The following is an 18,578-nucleotide window of genomic DNA, read 5'->3' as shown; positions in this document are numbered from 1 at the left end:
GCCGTTAAGACTGGTAACCATTGCCGCATTCCGTTAACAATTTTCGCGCAAAGTGCCCCATAATCCAGCCGCCCGAAATCCGGGCTAGACTTCAGGTGCCAGTATGATCACACTTTACAGCCTTTCCGGAGATCATCTCGAACAAGTGGAAGTCGAGCCCGGCACTCCGTTGCCCGAGCATGTGATCTGGATCGATCTGTTCGCTCCCGGCGTCAATGAAGACAGTATTGTCGAGGCATGGATGGGTATCTCAATCCCGACACGCGAAGACATGACGGAGATCGAGGAATCGAGCCGCTTCTATACGGAAACTGGCGCGCAATATCTCACAGTCCCAATCCTGCACGCGGTCGATCTCGACCATCGGGAGCTTGCTCCGGTCACCTTCATCTTGCACGGCTCGCGGCTGATAACGGTGCGTTATGCCAATCCGAAATCGTTCAGCACCTATATCCTTCGCTCGACCAAGCCCGGCAACGGGTTGATATCGCCCAAATGTTCGGGCCTGTCGATCATGCTCGGTATCACCGAAGCGACGACAAACCGGCTTGCGGATATTCTGGAAGGTGTAGCAGGCAAGATCGATGCGGCCTCGCACTCCATCTATCGCCGCCAGCCGAAAGCCCGCCCGATGACGACGGAGGATTTTCGGCACATACTGACCCAGATTGGCGGGCAGGGAACTTTCCTCTCGCGCATGCGAGAAAGTCTGGCCGGTATCAGCCGTATGCTGGTCTATCTGTCGGCCACCAGCAATCCCGCAGCTGGCAAGAAGGAAACGCGCAGCTGGATCAAGTCGCTGGAGCGCGACACGCAATCCCTGACCGCCTATGTGGATTTCCTGTCCAACAAGGTCACGTTTCTGCTCGATACGATCGTCGGGCTGATTTCGGTTGAACAGAACGCCATTATCAAGATTTTCTCTGTAGCGGCAGTTGGTTTCATGCCGCCAACGCTCGTGGCTTCCATCTATGGCATGAACTTTTCCTTCATGCCGGAGCTGCATTCACCCTGGGGCTATCCGATGGCGCTTGGCCTGATGATCGCTTCTGCCCTGCTGCCGCTCTATTATTTCCGCCGCAAAGGCTGGCTGTAGCTTGTGGTGACAACACAGGTGCTCCACGTGATATCACGCGTATAACTAGGAGAACAGCCATGGATGTCCACCTTGCGCAAGATCGGCAATTCCGAAGGCGTGATCATCCCAAAGGAAGCGCTGGAACGATAAAACTTGCAGACCGGAGCCAAACTGCAGCTCATTGAGACACAAAAGAGCTTCTTGCTGGAGCCAGTGGACGACAGCTTCGAGCAGCAGATGGAAGCCGCAACGGCCATGCACTGACCGCAGACGATGGATTGCTTTACAGTTTCACGATGGGCATTGCTTCCGGCGAAATCGATGAAACCGGCGCCGCAGCGCTTTTCCGTGACCATACGGTGGTGACAGAAGATTAGACAATCTTCAGCGACACGATTTCCCATTCGACATTATTGATTTTCACGACATCGCCAACCGGCTTGCCGAATAACAGAATGGCAACGGGCGCTACATGGGAAATCTTGCCGTGTGATGGGTCGGCCTCGTCCTCGCCCACGATGGTCCAGCGGCGAACCTTGCCGTCATCCAGATTTTCCAGTTCCACCGTCATGCCGAAACGCACGACATCACTGTCGGGGGCCGGAACCGAAAGCTCGGCATTTTCGCGCCGCGCCGTCCAGTAGCGCAGATCACGCGAGATACGCGCAATCGCCGAACGCTCACCCGCGACATTGGCATCTGCCAGCTCGCGCTGAAGCCGGGCGATTTCGTCCTCTATCCTCTTCAGACCTGCCGGCGTGACGAGATTGCGATGTGGACTAACCGGACGCTCACCGAGATCGGTCGGCGCGTCGTCCTGTTCTTTGGTGAAGGCTCTGCTCATCGTCTGAATGTAAGCAGTTGGCACCTTCCCGACAAGCCTCCGTGTCATAGCCGCCTTCCCCTCTGACGATGGCAAATGCAAGATTTGCATGCCCGGTTTTTATTGATTGATGAGTCAATCAACGTTAGACTAACCAGTAAATAAGCTAAGAACGGACCACAATCATGCCCAAGATCGGGATGGAGCCTTTGCGGCGACGCGAGCTGATCGACGCCGCCATTCGCACTATCGGCCAGCGCGGTTCGCTGGACGTGACCGTCGCGCAGATTGCGCATGAGGCGGGCGTTTCGCCTGCGCTGGCGCATCACTATTTCGGCGGCAAGGATAAGCTCATTCTCGCCACCATGCGGCATCTACTGCGTGAACTGGGACAGGATCTCAACGCCGCCATCGGTAAGGCTGAGACGCCGAGGGAACGTATCGCGGCCATCATCGCGGTCAATTTTTCCGCATCGCAGTTCGCACCGGAAACCGTTGCCGCCTGGCTAACCTTCTATGTGCATGCACAGCAATCGGAGGACACGCGTCGGCTTCTGCGCATCTATGCGCGCCGCTTGCATTCGAATCTCGTTTTTGCGCTTGAACATCTGACCACGCGCGAACGGGCCAGCCGCATCGCCGAGGGCGCGGGTGCCATGATTGACGGTCTTTATATACGTCACGCGCTCGGTGCGGATGCACCGGATGCAGCCTCGGCAATTGCACTGGTGGAGGATTACATCGCAGTTCAGCTTTCAAGACAGGCTTCGGGGGAAAAATGAGTATGGAAGCGGACTTCATCATCATCGGCTCTGGCTCCGCCGGATCGGCCATGGCCTATCGCCTGTCGGAAGACGGTCGCTATTCGGTGATCGTCATTGAATATGGCGTTCCAGACGTTGGCCCTTTGATCCAGATGCCAGCCGCCCTCTCCTTCCCCATGAATATGGAAACCTATGACTGGGGCTTTTCTACTGAACCGGAACCGCATATTGGCGGGCGTAGCCTTGTGACGCCCCGCGGCAAGGTGCTGGGCGGATCGTCCTCCATCAACGGCATGGTCTATGTGCGCGGCCATGCCCGCGACTACGACCATTGGTCGGAAAGCGGCGCCCGGGGCTGGGCTTATGCCGATGTGCTGCCCTACTTCAAGCGCATGGAAAATTCGCGCGGCGGCCAGGAAGGCTGGCGCGGCACCAGCGGCCCGCTTTATGTCCGGCGCGGCAAGCGCGACAATCCGCTGTTCCATGCCTTTGTCGACGCAGGCCGCGAAGCCGGCTTTGAAGTGACCGAAGACTATAATGGCGAGAAACAGGAAGGCTTCGGCCCGATGGAGCAGACGATCCATAATGGGCGTCGCTGGTCTGCGGCCAACGCCTATCTCAAGCCGGCGCTCAAGCGCCCGAACGTCAAACTGGTCAAAGGCCTGGCACGCAAGATCGTGCTTGAAGGAAAACGTGCCGTCGGCGTGGAAATCGAGGCAGGGCGCACCTTCTCGACCATCCGCGCACGGCGCGAGGTCATCATCGCCGCTTCTTCAATCAATTCTCCGAAGCTGCTGATGCTTTCGGGTATAGGACCGGCAGCACAGCTCAAGGAACATGGAATTGAAGTGGTCGCCGACCGCCCCGGGGTCGGCCAGAACCTGCAGGACCATCTGGAAGTTTATATCCAGCAGGAATGCACACAACCGATCACGCTCTACTCCAAGCTGAACCTGTTCTCCAAGGCGATGATCGGGGCGGAATGGTTGTTCTTCAAGTCCGGCCACGGCGCGACCAACCATTTTGAATCCGCCGCCTTCGTGCGATCCAAGGCCGGTGTGGAATATCCCGATATACAGTATCACTTTCTGCCCGTAGCCATCCGCTATGACGGAAAGGCAGCGGCACAATCGCACGGCTTTCAGGCCCATGTCGGGCCGATGCGGTCGAAATCGCGCGGCAGCGTGACACTTCGCTCGGCCAACCCGCGTGAAAAGCCTGTCATCAAGTTCAACTACATGTCGCATGAAGACGACTGGGCTGACTTCCGGCATTGTGTACGCCTGACCCGTGAAATCTTCGGACAGGCGGCATTCGATCCCTATCGGGGAGCGGAAATCCAGCCTGGCGCGCACGTTCAGAGCGACGATGAAATCGACAATTTCATCAAAGAACATGTCGAAAGCGCCTTCCATCCGTGCGGCACGTGCAAAATGGGTGCGGTTGACGATCCAATGGCGGTGGTGGATGCTGAATGTCGGGTTATCGGTGTTGAAGCGTTGCGCGTTGCGGATTCGTCCATCTTCCCGCGCATTACCAACGGCAATCTCAATGGCCCATCGATCATGGTTGGCGAAAAGGCATCCGATCATATTCTCGGCCGCACGCCACTCGCGCGCTCCAATCAGGAGCCGTGGATCAATCCGCGGTGGCAAGTATCAGACCGCTGAGGCGGTCAGGGCTACAGCGCGTTAAGGCAGTAGGGCAATATGTGTTCCCCGCGCATAGAAGCATGCCGCCTTATTACCTGACACAAGGAACACACAATGAAAGCACAACCCAAAGCCTCGCATTTCATCGGCGGCGCATTCTTGGAGGACAAGGCAGGTAAGCCTTTACCGGTCATCTATCCCGCAACCGGAGAGGAAATTGCCCGGCTCTATTCGGCCACGCCGGATGTGATCGAAGCGGCTTATGCGGCCGCGCTGAAAGCGCAAGGCGACTGGGCTGCGCTGAAACCTGTTGAACGCGGGCGCATCCTGCGCCGCACAGCGGAAATCCTGCGCGAGAAGAACAAGAAGCTGTCGAAGCTTGAAACACTCGACACCGGCAAGGCGCTTCAGGAAACGCTGGTGGCAGATGCCGCTTCGGCAGCAGATGCTCTGGAGTTTTTTGGCGGCATCATTTCCGGCTTCAACGGCGAGTTCGTGGAACTCGGCGGCTCGTTCGCCTACACGCGCCGCGAAGCGCTTGGCATCTGTATTGGAATCGGCGCTTGGAATTATCCAATCCAGATCGCTGCGTGGAAGTCCGCTCCTGCGCTCGCCATGGGTAATGCCTTCATTTTCAAGCCCTCCGAAAACACGCCGCTTTCGGCATTGGCTTTAGCCGAGGCCTATAAAGAAGCGGGACTCCCCGACGGCTTGTTCAACGTCGTGCAGGGTTTCGGCGACGTCGGTGCCGCGCTCGTCAATCATCGTCTGACGGCCAAGGTGTCCCTTACTGGCTCGGTCCCGACCGGCAAGCGCATCATGGCGCAGGCCGGTGAGCACCTGAAGCATGTCACTATGGAGCTTGGCGGTAAATCCCCGATTATTGTGTTCGATGATGCCGATCTTGAAAGCGCCATTGGGGGCGCAATGCTCGGCAACTTCTATTCGACCGGGCAGGTCTGCTCGAACGGAACCCGCGTCTTTGTTCATAAGAACGTGCACAAGCGCTTTGTAGAACGGCTGCTCGAACGCACGCGGAAAATCCGTATTGGCGACCCGCTGGATGAAGCGACCCAGATGGGTCCGCTCGTTAACAGCGCCCAGCGCGACAAGGTGCTGTCCTATATCGAAAAGGGAAAAGCTGAAGGTGCGACACTCGCCTATGGCGGTCGAGTTCCGAAACTACAAGGCTTCGATAAAGGCTTCTTTATCGAGCCGACCATCTTCACGGATGTAAACGACGACATGACCATCGCCCGCGAGGAAATCTTCGGGCCAGTAATGAGCGTTCTGGAATTTTCCGATGAAGATGAAGTGATTGCGCGCGCCAACAATACAGAATTCGGCCTGGCGGCGGGCGTGTTTACGGCAGACATCGCACGTGGCCATCGTGTGATTGGCCAAATCAAAGCCGGCACATGCTGGATCAATGCTTACAACCTGACGCCGGTAGAAGTGCCTTTCGGTGGTTACAAGCAATCCGGCATCGGGCGCGAAAACGGCATTGCCGCACTCGCTCATTACAGCCAGATCAAGACCGTCTACGTGGAGATGGGCAAGGTCGACAGTCCTTACTGACCGCTGAAATCGGCCCGCGGAACCGTATTCGGTTCTGCGGGCATTGGCGTGCAGTCGTAACGATAAAGCTGCGGCGACGGCACTGCCTGCGGATAGATAATGGCGCGCTGCGACCTTTGGCTGGCGGGAACTGACGGTGAATTTCTCAAGGGCATAGCCCAAGACGGCCTCACCGCTGTGTCGGAAGACCCCGTCCCCTGAATTGCAATGCGTCGACACTCGGTCCCAAGGGTACCGTTCAATCCGGCGGCTGTCGCAACACTTGTGTAGCTGATCAGGGCAAATGCCAAAGCGGCAAAAAACAGTCTCATATCAAAACACTTTTTCACATAACGTAGATATCAGTTGGAACCTCGTCGGGCGCGTTCGTCCTGTCATAGGGTAAAACGCACCGCATAGACAGGACGAGCCGACGCGTTGATACCGTCGCCGCAGTTGAGGCTTTGAGCCCGTCAATCGCAGCTACAGTATAGATATAAGTCACTCATGTTTATATAAGTAAATCCTTGCGCGAATGGAACATACTCCCAACGCCTAAGACCGTATCGACAAATCGAATTACAGACCATAAGAGTGCAACCGAAATTTATTGGCGAAAGAAAAATTAGCTAACATATTATTGATTTTTCATGCATAATCATTCTGGTATCAACCGCCATGACCATCGGCTAAACGGTTAGAAATGAATAAAGAGACTACAATTTCGACCGACATGATAGAGGACAAGCTGCGCAATGAATTCTGGCGTGCTGTTCTCAAACCCATGTATGAGATCACAGACGAAGACAATGATTACCAGTTCTCAGGATCAATTGTCGCACGTTCCATCGGTTCTATCCAGATTGGCACCACCTCGTTCAATTCACAAACCTATTCACGTGCCCCGAAGCTCATCGCCCAAGGTGGGCTAAACCAGTATATCCTGCAGCTTATCACTGGCGGTGATCTGCGCGGAGATTTCAACGGTGTCAATGTCGAAGCAAAAAAGGGCGACATCGTCATCATTGATCTGACACAAACCGTTGAAAGCCACGCATCCGGCGGCTCGCGCATCACCGTGATTATCCCCCGCGACGAACTGGAAAAGATCGTGGGTTGGCGCAATCTGCATGGTCTGGTGATGCGTGCAAGCAGTCCCATCACGCGCCTTCTCTTCGATTATCTCCGAGGGCTCCAGTCGGTCAGCGGAGAATTGAACGCGACCGAGACCCATTCCGCGCAAGAAGCGATGATGTCCCTGCTTGGCGCCAGCATCGCGGGTGGAGAAGGCGGCATGGTGGAAAGCCTTCCGATCAACCTACCGATGCGCAAGCGCATCCTTGCCTATATTGACGAGAATCTGGCCAATCCGCTGCTCGGGCCACATTCGATCATACAGAATTTCCGCGTTTCCCGCTCGCATCTCTACCGCGCATTTGAAACGGACGGTGGCGTCGCCAAGGTTATCCGCGACAAGCGACTGGATAACGCCTATCGTATTCTCGTAAGCCAGCGCGGCAAACCCGTGTCATTCAAGGAAATCGCCTATCGGTGCGGCTTTCATGACGGCACACAATTCACCAAAGCGTTCAAGGCCCGCTTTGGTATCTCGCCCAAAGATGCCAGGCTGATTGGTGCGCCTCTGCTTGCGACCTCTCCCGCCGCTTTTTCCTACACAATCCATCTCGCGGAAGAGGCCGCCAAAGCTGGCATCCTTAAGTTTTAGCCGTACCATCAGGCGGGAAGAGACGGTTCAGGAAATCGTCGCACCAGCGATGGACATCGTGTGTGTTCAGAAAACCCATCATGTTTTCAAATCGTTCCTTGCGTTCCACCAGCGGCATGGCGAGCGCGCGAGCCATGGCATGGGCCATCGCCTCAGTATCATAGGGATTGACCAGAAGTGCGCCATTGAGTTCCTGCGCGGCGCCCGCAAAACGGGACAGCACCAGAACGCCGGGATTTTCGGGGTTCTGTGCAGCAACATATTCCTTGGCGACCAGGTTCATCCCGTCACGCAGCGGCGTGACCAGCCCAACAGCCGCCAGCCGATAAAGCCCTGCCAGCACCTCACGGTTCAACGAACGGTTGATGTAGCGTATCGGCGTCCAGTCGACTGTAGCGTTTGCGCCGTTCACCCGACCGGCCAATTCTGCCACCGCGCGCTGCATGTCCTTGTACTCCGGTACTTCGGAGCGGGATTTCGGTGTGACCTGCAGAAAGGTGACCTTGCCGCGATTGCCAGGATCGACCCTCAGAAAGTGCTCGAAAGACTCCATGCGATTGGTAATACCCTTGGAGTAATCGAGCCGGTCCACGCCGATGATAAGATCACGATCCAGCATGCTTTCACGCATGCGCTTTACGGTTGAATGACGCTGCGCCTTCTCAGCTATCTCCGCGAAGGAAGCCGTCTCAATACCAATGCCGAAGCGCTCGGCACGAAACTGATGTCCGAACGCTTCAAACAAGCCGGCATCATCGAGCGGCTTGCCGATCTTTTCACGCCGCAGGCAGCCAATGAAGTTATCGACATCGTTCTCTGTCTGAAAGCCCACCACATCGTACGATGCCAGGCCGCGCATGATCGTCTCATGCACCGGCAGGGTGAACAGAATGTCGGCGGGCGGCCAGGGAATGTGCAGAAAAAAGCCGATGCGGTTCGTGACACCAAGATTTCGCAGTTCGGCTGCCAGAGGAATAAGATGATAGTCGTGAATCCAAAGCACATCATCCGGCTCGATCATCGGCAGAAGATGCTTTGCGAACAAACGATTAACCCGGAAGTATCCCGCCATGTCCTTGCGGGTGTAATCGATCAGGTCAAGGCGATAATGACAGAGCGGCCATAGCATGCGATTAGCAAAGCCTGCATAATACTCATCGATATCCTTCTTGTGGAGATCGAGCAGCGCATAGCGAATAGGCCCCACATCGCGGATCGCCAGTTCCTGCGCCTGACGATTTGGAAGGGTCTTGCCGGACCAACCAAGCCATATGCCACCGCGTTCGCTGAGTGCTGCCTGCAATGCTACTGCCAATCCGCCCGCGGGGGCCTTGCCTTGTTCGTCGGGCAACGGAACACGATTGGAGACCACGATCAGCCGACCCATGCATCAAATCCTTTCATTGCGTTACCTGTTCATCATCGGAGATGCGGGATAGCCAGAGGCGAAGTTCTTCCGGGTTGGCCAGCTGTGTAACCCCCGGACGGTCGATTGCACGACCGACCACGACAGCCGTGCCACCAAGTTCGTCCGCGGCTTCGAGCATCGATAAATCCGTCAGATCGTCACCGAACGCCAACGGCGTCCTGCCCGCGAACGGTACGTCCTTCATGAAACGGCGCAACGCCGCGCCCTTGTCGCTGATCGCCGGGCGCAGCTCGAAAACCATCTTGCCCGACTGCACGACCCATTCCGGTCCGGCAAGCTTCAATGCCTTGCTGACGAGGTCATGGGCCAGATCGGCTTTTTCAGGTGCAGCACGATAGTGAAGTGCAACAGCGCTTCCCTTATCTTCGGCAAGAAAACCGCTGACCCCCAGCGCAGTCTGGTGCAGAAAATCCTTTGCAGTCAGAAATTGCTCATCTGGTTCGATCAGTTCAACCAACCCGGATGCGTGCCGGAACTCGGCACCGTGCAGCGCGGCTATCGGGCCATGATAATCGGGAAAGCGCTCCTCTATGAACGCAATTGCCCGCCCTGTAACCAGCGCCATCGCGCCGGACAGCCGCGCAGAAATGGACGAAAGTGATTTTTGCAACCCGTCGGGAACGATAACGCGATCTGGATTGGTGGCGATATCAAGGAGGGTTCCGTCCACGTCGAAGAAAAGAGCAAATCTTTGAAAGTCGATTAGCGGCATACCGAACCGATCGGTAGCCGGGTCTTGTTCCTTACTGGCCATGTTAAGGCAAACATCCGAGACGACGAATGGTTCCCGATTAAGTTCGGCCAGCTCCGACTCGCTACATAGTCTCGCCAGTCGCCAGGCTGCCTTATGCCAAAACTCGTTGAGCCAAACTCATCGAGTTTTGGTTAAGTCTGTGCGGCGATTGAGCATTTTCAGGGCGCGTGCGTTAGCGTCTGAACGCCCTATTATTATGTGCGGCCATAGACGTCATCGAAACGCACGATGTCGTCTTCACCCAGATATTCGCCGCTTTGCACCTCGATGAGTACGAGCGGCAGGATGCCCGGATTCTCCAAGCGGTGACGGAAGCCACAGGGAATGTAGGTGGACTGGTTGGTCGTCAGTAGAATCTCGCGATCACCATTGGTGACTTTCGCGGTACCGGAAACAACAATCCAGTGTTCGGAACGGTGGTGATGCGCCTGCAAGCTCAGGCGACGCCCCGGTTTCACTTCGATCCGCTTGATCTTGAAGCCGTCCCCTTCCTCAAGCACCGTATAAGTGCCCCAAGGACGATGGGCGGTACGGTGGAGCTTGGCTGCTTCATGGCCGTTCGCGCGCAGCTTATTGAAGACCTTGCGCACCTCCTGCGCCTTGTCGCGATGGGCTACGAGCAGCGCATCAGGCGTGTCCACGACAAGAAGATCGCGGACGCCGACCAGGCTGACCAACCGGGTTTCGGACAAGACGAAGCTGTCGGTCGTGTCTTCGATCACCGTTTCGCCGCGCAGACGATTACCGTTGTCATCCGGTGTGATGAGATCCGCCATCGCGGCCCAGGAACCAATATCGGACCAGCCACAGGAAACTGGAATACAGGCAATGTTCTCGGCCTTTTCCATAATCGCGTAATCGATGGAAATTGCAGGAGCAGCCGCAAAATCGTCCTTTGCGATTTCGATGGTCTTGGTTTCACCGTTTACGCCGCGCCGGGCATGTTCAAGCGACGCCCGCACTGCACTGAATATTTCCGGCGCAAAATGCTGCATCGCCGCAAGCATGGTTCCCGCCGTGAAACAGAACATGCCGGAATTCCAGAAATACCGACCACTTTCGACGTAGGTCTGCGCCGTCTCGACATCGGGCTTTTCGACAAAGCGCAACACATCCCTGCCGTCGGTTTCAATATAACCAAAACCGGTTTCCGGGTGATCGGGCACAATGCCGAAAGTGACGATGCGACCGGTCTCAGCTATCTCGCGGGCCTTTGAAACAGCTTCGGCAAAAGCGGCTTCATCCTCGATCAGGTGGTCGGCTGGCATGACAAGCAATGTCGCATCCGGGCCGTAAGTCGCCGCGGCATGCAAAGCCGCAACAGCAACCGCAGGCGCCGTATCGCGTCCGATTGGCTCCAGCAAAAATGCGTTGTCGACCTTGGGGGCCTTTGCATCGGCATAGGCATCAAGTGTCAGGAAAAGGAAGTCGCGATTGGTCACGGTGAGGATATGGTTCACACCGTCGAGCTGCGCCGCGCGCTTGTAGGTCTTGCCGATCAGCGTGCTGCCGTCGGGCAGTTCGATGAATGGTTTCGGGTGTGCATCGCGCGAAAGCGGCCACAATCTGGAGCCGGAACCGCCGCTGATAATGACAGGAATAAAGCTCATTGCTCAGTTGTCCTTCGTTGCGTTGCGGGCGACAGCAAGTCCCGTTTCCAGAAGCGTCTCGGCCTGGCTCTCCTCTGAAGCTTCCACATAGCATCGCAGTTCCGGTGCATTGCCAGAAGCGCGATAGTGAATCGCATTACCGGAATGGAAGAAGAGTTTCACGCCGTCAATCGTTTCAAGCCGGATAACGCTATCGCTTACAGGGAAAAGCTGAGTGCGCGCATCTTCCTGCGTAATGACAGAAAGAAAAGCTGCGCTCTTTTCCTGCGACACTTCTGTCAGGCGATCACTCAGGGCCACGCGGAAACCATAGCTTTTCGCGATTTCCGAAAAAGGTTTCTGCATTTCTTGAATCGTGCAGAGGCAGGCCAGAATAGGCAGAAGCGCATCGCGTGTTGGAAGCGCTGAAAGCGTATGGCCTGATTTTTCAACCGTGCTGCCAAGAAGCACGCCACCATTGGCCTCAAACCCCACAACCACCGACCTGCCCTCAGTGATGGCCTGCGCCATGCCTTCAATGACATAAGGCGAGCCGACGCGTGTTCTGATGACACGCTCAAAATTTTCCTCAAGAGCGGAATTGGACGTCACCGGCGTCACGATCGTTTTGATGCCAAGCCAGGTGGCAGTGATCGCCCCAACAAGATCACCCCGCACGAAGTGTCCTTTTTCATCCGCGATCAAGGGGCGGTCTGCATCCCCATCCGTGGAAACAATGGCGTCGAAGCGGCTTTCCTGCGCCCACTGGCGGAGAAGTTCGATATCCTCGGAGCGCAGCGCCTCCGTGTCGACAGGCACGAACACATCGGATCGACCGAGCGGTACGGCTTCGGCGCCCAACTCAGCGAGAATACGGACGATGAGATCACGCGCCACAGACGAATGCTGATAGACCCCAACACGCAGGCCTCGAAGGTATTCACGCCCGACAAACTCAACATAACGCTTCACATAGATGTCGACGGCATCGCTATTGAGGGGCGCGTCGTGCAGATGACGAAAGGCGAGATTTTCAGGCAGGGCGGCGTAAACCCTGCTGATGGCGCTCTCATCGTCCTTGTCGATTTCGCCGTTCTGGCGATAGAATTTAAGCCCATTACGATCATCTGGAATATGGCTGCCAGTGATCATTATGCTCGGACCATGCTGCGAAATCGCATAATAGCTCAACGCCGGAGTTGGCAAAACACCGCAATCGACCGGCTGAAATCCCGCATCCTCAATTGCCGCCATACAAAGTGCTGCAATGGCAGGGCTCGACAGGCGAAGGTCGCGACCGACGAAGACCTTGCCGCCCCTCTGTAGCTTTCCGGCTTCCAACAGCATTTCAACGAAAGCAAGAGAATAGGCATAAGCGGGTAAACCATTCAATTCATCCGCTAGTCCCCTAAGACCGCTTGTGCCAAATTTTAGGGATGTACCGCTCATGCTTTCCGCCAGTTCTTTTCCAATGTCGAAGAAACAACGCCCGCAAGCGCCTCCCAGCTTAAAAGTTTTGTCATCTTATAACGTGAACCTGAGAACCATGATCCCTACAATAGTGCAATCACATGCACCTTATTGTGGGTCATAATCCTTATAGGCAGGCAATTTCAAATCCTTAAGGCCGTCTGCGTTAATAATTGCTGTTCTGCACGCAACAGTGCGAATTATTGTCGCCAGAAACGAAAAACGCGACACCGATCACTGAACGATGCCGCGTTGGAAAAATCGTCACTCACAATACTATACAAGCCGGACCACAACGTCCCGTAGCGACGACTGCCAATGCGGCGCAGACCAGTTGAACATCTTCTGGAATTTGACTGTCGACAGGCGAGAATTGGCAGGGCGGGCAGCCTTAGTCGGATAATCGGCTGTCGCAATATCGGTGACAGTCGCGGTTGGTCCACCGAGCTTGGCGCTTTCACTGAATATGGTGCGCGCGAAGCCGCTCCAGTTCGTGTCACCCGTACCGACCAGATGATAAACACCATAAGCGGAAAAGCCCGGCGTCGCCGCCAAATGATCCGCTACCTGGATAATTGCGTCAGCGATATTGAGCGCACTCGTTGGATTGCCCCACTGGTCGGAAACCACGGAAAGAGCATCACGCGTCTCAGCAAGCTTCAACATCGTCTTGACGAAATTTTTGCCAAAGGGGCTATAGACCCACGCAGTTCGCAAAATTATGTGTTGCGGATTGGCTTGCGCAACCAGACGCTCACCTTCAAGCTTGGAGCTTCCATAGACGCTGCAAGGTCCGGTGACATCCGTTTCAACATATGGTTCGTCAGCGTCGCCCGCAAAAACATAATCCGTCGACAGGTGGATGATGGGAACACCGCGGGCCTTTGCTGCTTCGGCTACTGCTTCAGCGCCAATAGCATTCACCATAAAGGCAAGTTCCTGCTCATCCTCGGCTAAGTCCACCGCCGTGTAGGCGGCGGCGGAGACAACGAGGTCGGGCTTGATTGCCTCCATGGCGCGACGCACTGTATCCGGCTTTGTCAGATCAAGTTCCGGGCGACCCAGCGCTATCACCTCGAGATCGGGGCGTTGAGATGCCTTCTCAAGAAGGCTTTGGACAACCTGCCCTTCCCGTCCGGTGATGAGAATTTTCATGCGTTAGCCTCTTTTGCTGACGTGCTGCCCAGACGCTCGCCAGCATAGGTACCGCTGCGGATCGGCTCCCACCACCATGCATTATCGAGATACCATTGAATGGTCTTTTCCAATCCCGTCTCGAAGGTCTCCTGCGGCTTCCAGCCCAGTTCACGCTCGATCTTCGAAGCGTCAATCGCATAACGGCGGTCGTGGCCGGGGCGATCAGTCACGAAGGTGATCAAATCGGCGTAGCTCTTGCCGTTTGCGCGAGGCCGCTTCTTGTCGAGGATAGCACAGATCGTTTCAACGACACTCAGGTTGGTACGTTCTGCACGTCCGCCGATATTGTAACTTTCGCCCAGCTTGCCGGTGGTAGCAACCAGTGCCAGAGCACGCGCATGATCCTCGACATAGAGCCAATCGCGCACATTCGCCCCTGCCCCATAAACCGGCAATGGCTTTTCATCGAGCGCATTGAGAATGACTAGCGGGATCAGCTTTTCCGGGAAATGGAACGGTCCATAATTGTTCGAGCAGTTAGTAAGCACCACAGGCAGGCCATAGGTTTCATGCCAGGCACGCACCAGATGATCCGAAGAAGCCTTTGACGCCGAATAAGGAGACGATGGCTTATAGGGTGTCTCTTCCGTGAAAATACCGCTGTCGAAAGGCAGGTCGCCGAACACTTCATCTGTAGAAATGTGATGAAAGCGGAAGTTCGACTTACGTGGTTCCGCCAGTTCGCGCCAATAAGCGAGTGCAGCATTGAGCAAGCGGAACGTGCCTATGATATTGGTTTCAATGAAAGCCGCAGGCCCGTCGATGGAACGGTCAACGTGGCTTTCCGCCGCCAGATGCATAACCACATCGATTTCGTTGGCGCGCAAAGCTTCCAGAACACCAGTGTCATCACAAATATCGGCTTGCAGAAAGCTGTAATTCGGATGGTTTTCGATCTGGCGGAGAGATGCCAGGTTGCCTGCATAGGTCAGCTTGTCGAGATTGACGACATTGATCTTGGGATCAGAAGCCAGATGGCGACAGACAGCCGAACCAATGAACCCTGCTCCACCCGTGACAAGAATATTCATATAATTTCCTCAAGCAAAAACTTCAGCATCAGCAAAAAGCGGGGCCTTCTGATCCTTATCGGAAAGCTGGACGCCTGAAGATGCTGTTGGCCAATCGATACCAATGGCCGGATCATCAAACCGGATCGAACGGTCATGCTCAGGAGAATAATAATTCGTGACCTTGTAGATGACCTCGGTGTTCTCAATGAGTGTCATGAAACCGTGTGCGAAGCCCTTGGGCACCAGAATCTGGTTCCATTTTTCAGCCGAGACTTCCAACGCAACCCACTTTCCGAAAGTTGGCGAGCTTTTGCGGATATCAACAGCAACATCCAGAATTGCGCCGCGCGTAACGCGAACCAGCTTGTCCTGCGCAAATGGTGGCAACTGATAATGAAGCCCACGAACAACGCCCTTGGCAGCCGAAAAAGAATGGTTGTCCTGAACGAAATTCAGGTCAATACCGGCTTCGGTGAATGCCTTTGCATTATAAATCTCGGAGAAAAACCCACGGTCATCACCGAATTTACGGGGGCAGATTTCAAAAACACCGTTTAAACCTAAAGGACGAATTTGCATTAATCTTTTCCTAACTCGGCAACACGGCGACGAAGATATGCAGCATATTCGGTTTTACCAAGCTTGGCTGCGCGCTCAAGCACCGCTTCACTGCTCAACCAACCTTTATCAAGGCCTATTTCCTCTGGGCAGGCGATCTTTATACCCTGACGCTTTTCAATGGTCTGAACAAAAGACGACGCTTCGTGAAGACTATCGTGTGTACCCGTATCCAGCCAAGCATAGCCTCGTCCAAAACGCTGAACATTCAGTTCTCCGCGCTCAAGATAAACGTTATTCACCGTAGTAATCTCCAGTTCACCACGCGCGGATGGCTTGATCGAACGCGCAATATCGACGACCTGATTATCGTAGAAATAGAGACCGGTAACAGCCCAATGAGATTTCGGCTTTTCGGGCTTTTCCTCAATGGAGATTGCCTGACCTGTCTCGCTATCGAATTCCACAACGCCATAGCGCTGCGGATCATCCACACGATACGCAAAAACAGTTCCGCCTTTCATTGGCTGAGAGGATAGTTGCGACAAGTTCGACAGACCGTCACCAAAATAAATGTTGTCGCCAAGGATCATGGCCACGCTGTCGTTACCAATGAACTCTCTACCGATGATGAAAGCTTCGGCCAGACCGTTCGGATGAGCCTGTTCGGCATATGAAAAATTCACACCGAATTCGCGGCCATGGCCGAGCAATTTCTGGAAGAGAGGCAGGTCGTGTGGCGTCGAAATGATTAAGATATCCTGAATCCCTGCGAGCATGAGCACGCTCAGTGGATAATAAATCATTGGCTTATCGTAAATCGGGAGAATCTGCTTAGAAACCGCGATTGTGAGAGGGTACAGCCTTGTACCACTGCCGCCCGCGAGAATAATTCCCTTCATATCATTTTCCTTGAATGGTATCAACTAACGTTTCTGCTGACGATCAGATAGCTGTACCGTATAAAGAATATTAGGTCGCTCTTTTCATGATTTTTATAGCACCAGCTGAAACTTCTCTCTAACGTAAAAATGCCTTCAACTTTTAGATTATCCGCAACCAAACACACAATGTGATGCAAACGAAATAATGACCCAACTTAATTACGTAAGCGGCCACAATCAAAGCGATTCTTCCTTACTTATGACTGTTTCGATTGTAACTTTCAAACCAGACATCGCTGAACTCAGTGCAACCTTAGAAAGCCTTGTTCAAGCCCTCTCTAGGTTTGACCCTGGCTCATTCGCCATAACAATTGTTGACAACTCACCAGAGGATACGGTCTCCAAACTGCTGGAATTCAAGCTAAGCAGCTTAAATTACACCCTCTTCCAAGGGCATGGCAATGTAGGTTTTGGCTGCGGACATAATCGCGCAATCCAACGAACCGGGCGATATCATCTTATATTGAACCCTGACATCAAAATGGAAGCCGATTCGTTGAAGTTAGCTGTCAATTTCATGGAAGAAAATCCTTCTTGCGCACTACTATCGCCATATGCAACTTGGCCTGATGGACGCCGTCAGTATTTATGTAAGAGATTTCCAACAGTGGTTGATCTCTTACTACGCGGCTTTGCCCCGGCACTAATCCGCAATTTATTCCAGAAACGTCTTAGTAACTACGAAATGCGCGCCGAAACCCAAAATTCTGTATTCTGGGGGCCTCCGATAGTGAGCGGCTGTTTCATGTTTTTCCGTAGTAAAACTCTCCACAATCTGGGCGGATTCGATCCAAACTATTTTTTGTATTTTGAGGATTTTGACTTATCGATCCGGTGTGGGAAGGTTGCCCCGATTGCGTTTGTCCCCACTGTCAAGGTGATACATACCGGCGGGCACGCTTCGCGCAAAGGCATTTGGCACATTCGCAGATTTATCGAAAGCGCTATTCGCTTCTATTCAACACATGGACTGAAATTTTTATAATGTCGGCCAGCCAAAGGTAAAGTGCACTGGTAATCCCCCGGCAAATAGCAGGCTTCAAAAGTAGAATTTTCTCGGGCTATATGATCGAGGAGATTTTGATGAAGACGAGCAGATTCAGCGAACCGCAAATCCTTGTCATCCTTCGCGAGGCGGAAGGCGGCGTTCCTGTACCCGAGTTATGCCGGGAACATGGAATGAGCACTGCGTCATTCTACAAATGGCGATCCAATACGGCGGCATGGATGCCTCGATGATCAGCCAGATGAAGGCTCTGGAAGATCGAAGCCGGAAAAGCAATTGATCCAGTGAATCAATTGCCCGGCGGAGCAACCGTCGCCTGAAGAAGATGTATGCGGAGATGAGCATGCAGGCGGAACTGCTCAAAGAGGCTCTTGGAAAAAAGTGGCGCGGCCATCTCAACGCCGAGAAATGGCCGGGAAAGCATTGGCGTTGCGAGGGGTGAGCGTTGCGGTTGCCTGCCGCACCTTCGAGGTCAGTGAGACATGTTATCGTTACAGCGCCAGGCTGAATGACGAGAACGAGCAGATTGCCGATCTCCTGATCGGACTGACGCAGGCAAAGAAGACCTGGGGCTTCGGTCTGTGTTTCCTTTATCTGCGCAATGTCCGGAGGCATTACTGGAACCATAAACGCGTTTACCGCATTTATCGTGAGCTTGAATTGAACGTCAGGATCAAGCCGGCGCAAGCGGTTGAAGCGGGACAAGCCCGATGCTCTGACCGTGCCAGATGCGCCGAATATGGTCTGCTCCATGGTTTCCATGGCCGACCGGCTGGAGGATGGAAGGCAATACCGGCTGCTGAACGCGTCATCCGCAGCCTCAACCAGATCATCGAATAGCGCGGCAAACCATTCGCAATTCGGTAATCCCCCCGTTTTTAACGGGGCTCGTCAGTAGAATTCACGCGGCCCTTTTCAGCTTCTGTGCGGGCGTTACGCCGCCGGGGCCCATATTGGGACGTTCGTTGTTGTAGGCCCAGAGCCACTGCGTGGCAAATTCCTGCGCCTCCTCAATGCT

At 54.5% G+C, this 18,578-nt stretch carries 15 protein-coding genes and 3 pseudogenes; 8 read left to right on the top strand and 10 right to left on the bottom strand.

Features of this window, described 5'->3' with window-relative positions:
- Positions 1-103: 103 nt before the first annotated feature.
- Together FJQ48_RS12950 and FJQ48_RS22760 are read left to right on the top strand one after the other, a co-directional pair.
- On the top strand, positions 104-1,096 hold the full coding sequence (locus tag FJQ48_RS12950) for a magnesium transporter CorA family protein (protein ID WP_139975442.1): 993 nt from the start codon (positions 104-106) through the stop codon (positions 1,094-1,096).
- A 63-nt stretch (positions 1,097-1,159) separates the two neighbouring features.
- Positions 1,160-1,225: pseudogene (locus tag FJQ48_RS22760) on the top strand (AbrB family transcriptional regulator); the annotation flags it as partial.
- 226 nt (positions 1,226-1,451) lie between these two features.
- On the opposite strand, the gene FJQ48_RS12935 reads toward FJQ48_RS22760, so the two are convergent.
- On the bottom strand, positions 1,452-1,922 hold the full coding sequence (locus tag FJQ48_RS12935) for a GreA/GreB family elongation factor (RefSeq protein WP_139976279.1): 471 nt from the start codon (positions 1,920-1,922) through the stop codon (positions 1,452-1,454).
- 164 nt (positions 1,923-2,086) lie between these two features.
- Here FJQ48_RS12935 and betI point away from each other — a divergent pair, with 164 nt between their 5' ends.
- From betI to FJQ48_RS12915, 4 genes are all read left to right on the top strand, one after another.
- A complete protein-coding gene (betI, locus tag FJQ48_RS12930) occupies positions 2,087-2,683 on the top strand; it encodes a transcriptional regulator BetI (RefSeq protein WP_139975441.1) in 597 nt (198 codons plus the stop codon).
- Positions 2,684-2,685: 2 nt separating this feature from the next.
- Entirely contained in the window at positions 2,686-4,335 is a 1,650-nt protein-coding gene (gene betA / locus FJQ48_RS12925) for a choline dehydrogenase (protein WP_139976278.1), read from the top strand.
- 96 nt (positions 4,336-4,431) lie between these two features.
- Positions 4,432-5,895 carry a betaine-aldehyde dehydrogenase gene (gene betB / locus FJQ48_RS12920; RefSeq protein WP_139975440.1) on the top strand — a complete coding sequence of 488 codons (1,464 nt, stop codon included), beginning with the start codon at positions 4,432-4,434 and terminating at the stop codon, positions 5,893-5,895.
- Between the two features lie 682 nt (positions 5,896-6,577).
- Positions 6,578-7,600, top strand: a complete 1,023-nt coding sequence (locus FJQ48_RS12915) for a helix-turn-helix domain-containing protein (protein ID WP_139975439.1) — start codon at positions 6,578-6,580, stop codon at positions 7,598-7,600.
- Here the strand turns inward: FJQ48_RS12915 and otsA are convergent.
- The 8 genes from otsA to rfbA form a co-directional block, all read right to left on the bottom strand.
- Entirely contained in the window at positions 7,590-8,987 is a 1,398-nt protein-coding gene (gene otsA, locus FJQ48_RS12910) for an alpha,alpha-trehalose-phosphate synthase (UDP-forming) (RefSeq protein ID WP_139975438.1), read from the bottom strand. The two genes, FJQ48_RS12915 and otsA, sit on opposite strands and share 11 nt — an antisense overlap.
- Positions 8,988-9,000: 13 nt before the next feature.
- Positions 9,001-9,783, bottom strand: a complete 783-nt coding sequence (gene otsB, locus FJQ48_RS12905) for a trehalose-phosphatase (protein ID WP_139975437.1) — start codon at positions 9,781-9,783, stop codon at positions 9,001-9,003.
- A 194-nt stretch (positions 9,784-9,977) separates the two neighbouring features.
- Positions 9,978-11,393 (bottom strand): mannose-1-phosphate guanylyltransferase/mannose-6-phosphate isomerase, encoded by a 1,416-nt coding sequence (locus FJQ48_RS12900; RefSeq protein ID WP_139975436.1) that lies wholly within the window; start codon positions 11,391-11,393, stop codon positions 9,978-9,980.
- Between the two features lie 3 nt (positions 11,394-11,396).
- Entirely contained in the window at positions 11,397-12,821 is a 1,425-nt protein-coding gene (locus tag FJQ48_RS12895; protein WP_139975435.1) for a phosphomannomutase, read from the bottom strand.
- 297 nt (positions 12,822-13,118) lie between these two features.
- Positions 13,119-13,997, bottom strand: a complete 879-nt coding sequence (rfbD, locus tag FJQ48_RS12890; RefSeq protein WP_139975434.1) for a dTDP-4-dehydrorhamnose reductase — start codon at positions 13,995-13,997, stop codon at positions 13,119-13,121.
- Positions 13,994-15,070: a dTDP-glucose 4,6-dehydratase gene (rfbB, locus tag FJQ48_RS12885; RefSeq protein WP_139975433.1), complete on the bottom strand. Its 1,077-nt coding sequence runs from the start codon at positions 15,068-15,070 to the stop codon at positions 13,994-13,996. The genes rfbD and rfbB overlap by 4 nt, the downstream gene beginning before the upstream one ends.
- Positions 15,071-15,079: 9 nt before the next feature.
- Positions 15,080-15,631: a dTDP-4-dehydrorhamnose 3,5-epimerase gene (rfbC, locus tag FJQ48_RS12880; protein ID WP_139975432.1), complete on the bottom strand. Its 552-nt coding sequence runs from the start codon at positions 15,629-15,631 to the stop codon at positions 15,080-15,082.
- A complete protein-coding gene (rfbA, locus tag FJQ48_RS12875) occupies positions 15,631-16,512 on the bottom strand; it encodes a glucose-1-phosphate thymidylyltransferase RfbA (RefSeq protein ID WP_139975431.1) in 882 nt (293 codons plus the stop codon). Before rfbA ends, rfbC begins: the two co-directional genes overlap by 1 nt.
- Positions 16,513-16,699: 187 nt before the next feature.
- Here rfbA and FJQ48_RS12870 point away from each other — a divergent pair, with 187 nt between their 5' ends.
- On the top strand, positions 16,700-17,539 hold the full coding sequence (locus FJQ48_RS12870) for a glycosyltransferase family 2 protein (protein WP_139975430.1): 840 nt from the start codon (positions 16,700-16,702) through the stop codon (positions 17,537-17,539).
- Between the two features lie 98 nt (positions 17,540-17,637).
- Positions 17,638-18,397 (top strand): annotated as a pseudogene (locus FJQ48_RS12865) (transposase); the annotation flags it as partial.
- 64 nt (positions 18,398-18,461) lie between these two features.
- Here FJQ48_RS12865 and FJQ48_RS12860 read toward each other — a convergent pair.
- Positions 18,462-18,578, bottom strand: a pseudogene (locus FJQ48_RS12860) (IS3 family transposase); the annotation flags it as partial.

This window comes from Ochrobactrum sp. CGA5 (genome assembly GCF_006345815.1).
Taxonomy (GTDB): domain Bacteria; phylum Pseudomonadota; class Alphaproteobacteria; order Rhizobiales; family Rhizobiaceae; genus Brucella.
Note: the sequence above shows the minus strand (reverse complement) of the source record. Positions and strands in the feature narration are given on the sequence as shown.

Excerpts from the sequence above, each read along its gene's own strand:
- FJQ48_RS12950 (WP_139975442.1), top strand. The coding sequence starts at position 104 with ATGATCACACTTTACAGCCTTTCCGGAGATCATCTCGAACAAGTGGAA.
- FJQ48_RS12935 (WP_139976279.1), bottom strand. The coding sequence starts at position 1,922 with ATGAGCAGAGCCTTCACCAAAGAACAGGACGACGCGCCGACCGATCTC.
- betI (WP_139975441.1), top strand. The coding sequence starts at position 2,087 with ATGCCCAAGATCGGGATGGAGCCTTTGCGGCGACGCGAGCTGATCGAC.
- betA (WP_139976278.1), top strand. The coding sequence starts at position 2,686 with ATGGAAGCGGACTTCATCATCATCGGCTCTGGCTCCGCCGGATCGGCC.
- betB (WP_139975440.1), top strand. The coding sequence starts at position 4,432 with ATGAAAGCACAACCCAAAGCCTCGCATTTCATCGGCGGCGCATTCTTG.
- FJQ48_RS12915 (WP_139975439.1), top strand. The coding sequence starts at position 6,578 with ATGAATAAAGAGACTACAATTTCGACCGACATGATAGAGGACAAGCTG.
- otsA (WP_139975438.1), bottom strand. The coding sequence starts at position 8,987 with ATGGGTCGGCTGATCGTGGTCTCCAATCGTGTTCCGTTGCCCGACGAA.
- otsB (WP_139975437.1), bottom strand. The coding sequence starts at position 9,783 with ATGGCCAGTAAGGAACAAGACCCGGCTACCGATCGGTTCGGTATGCCG.
- FJQ48_RS12900 (WP_139975436.1), bottom strand. The coding sequence starts at position 11,393 with ATGAGCTTTATTCCTGTCATTATCAGCGGCGGTTCCGGCTCCAGATTG.
- FJQ48_RS12895 (WP_139975435.1), bottom strand. The coding sequence starts at position 12,821 with ATGAGCGGTACATCCCTAAAATTTGGCACAAGCGGTCTTAGGGGACTA.
- rfbD (WP_139975434.1), bottom strand. The coding sequence starts at position 13,997 with ATGAAAATTCTCATCACCGGACGGGAAGGGCAGGTTGTCCAAAGCCTT.
- rfbB (WP_139975433.1), bottom strand. The coding sequence starts at position 15,070 with ATGAATATTCTTGTCACGGGTGGAGCAGGGTTCATTGGTTCGGCTGTC.
- rfbC (WP_139975432.1), bottom strand. The coding sequence starts at position 15,631 with ATGCAAATTCGTCCTTTAGGTTTAAACGGTGTTTTTGAAATCTGCCCC.
- rfbA (WP_139975431.1), bottom strand. The coding sequence starts at position 16,512 with ATGAAGGGAATTATTCTCGCGGGCGGCAGTGGTACAAGGCTGTACCCT.
- FJQ48_RS12870 (WP_139975430.1), top strand. The coding sequence starts at position 16,700 with ATGACCCAACTTAATTACGTAAGCGGCCACAATCAAAGCGATTCTTCC.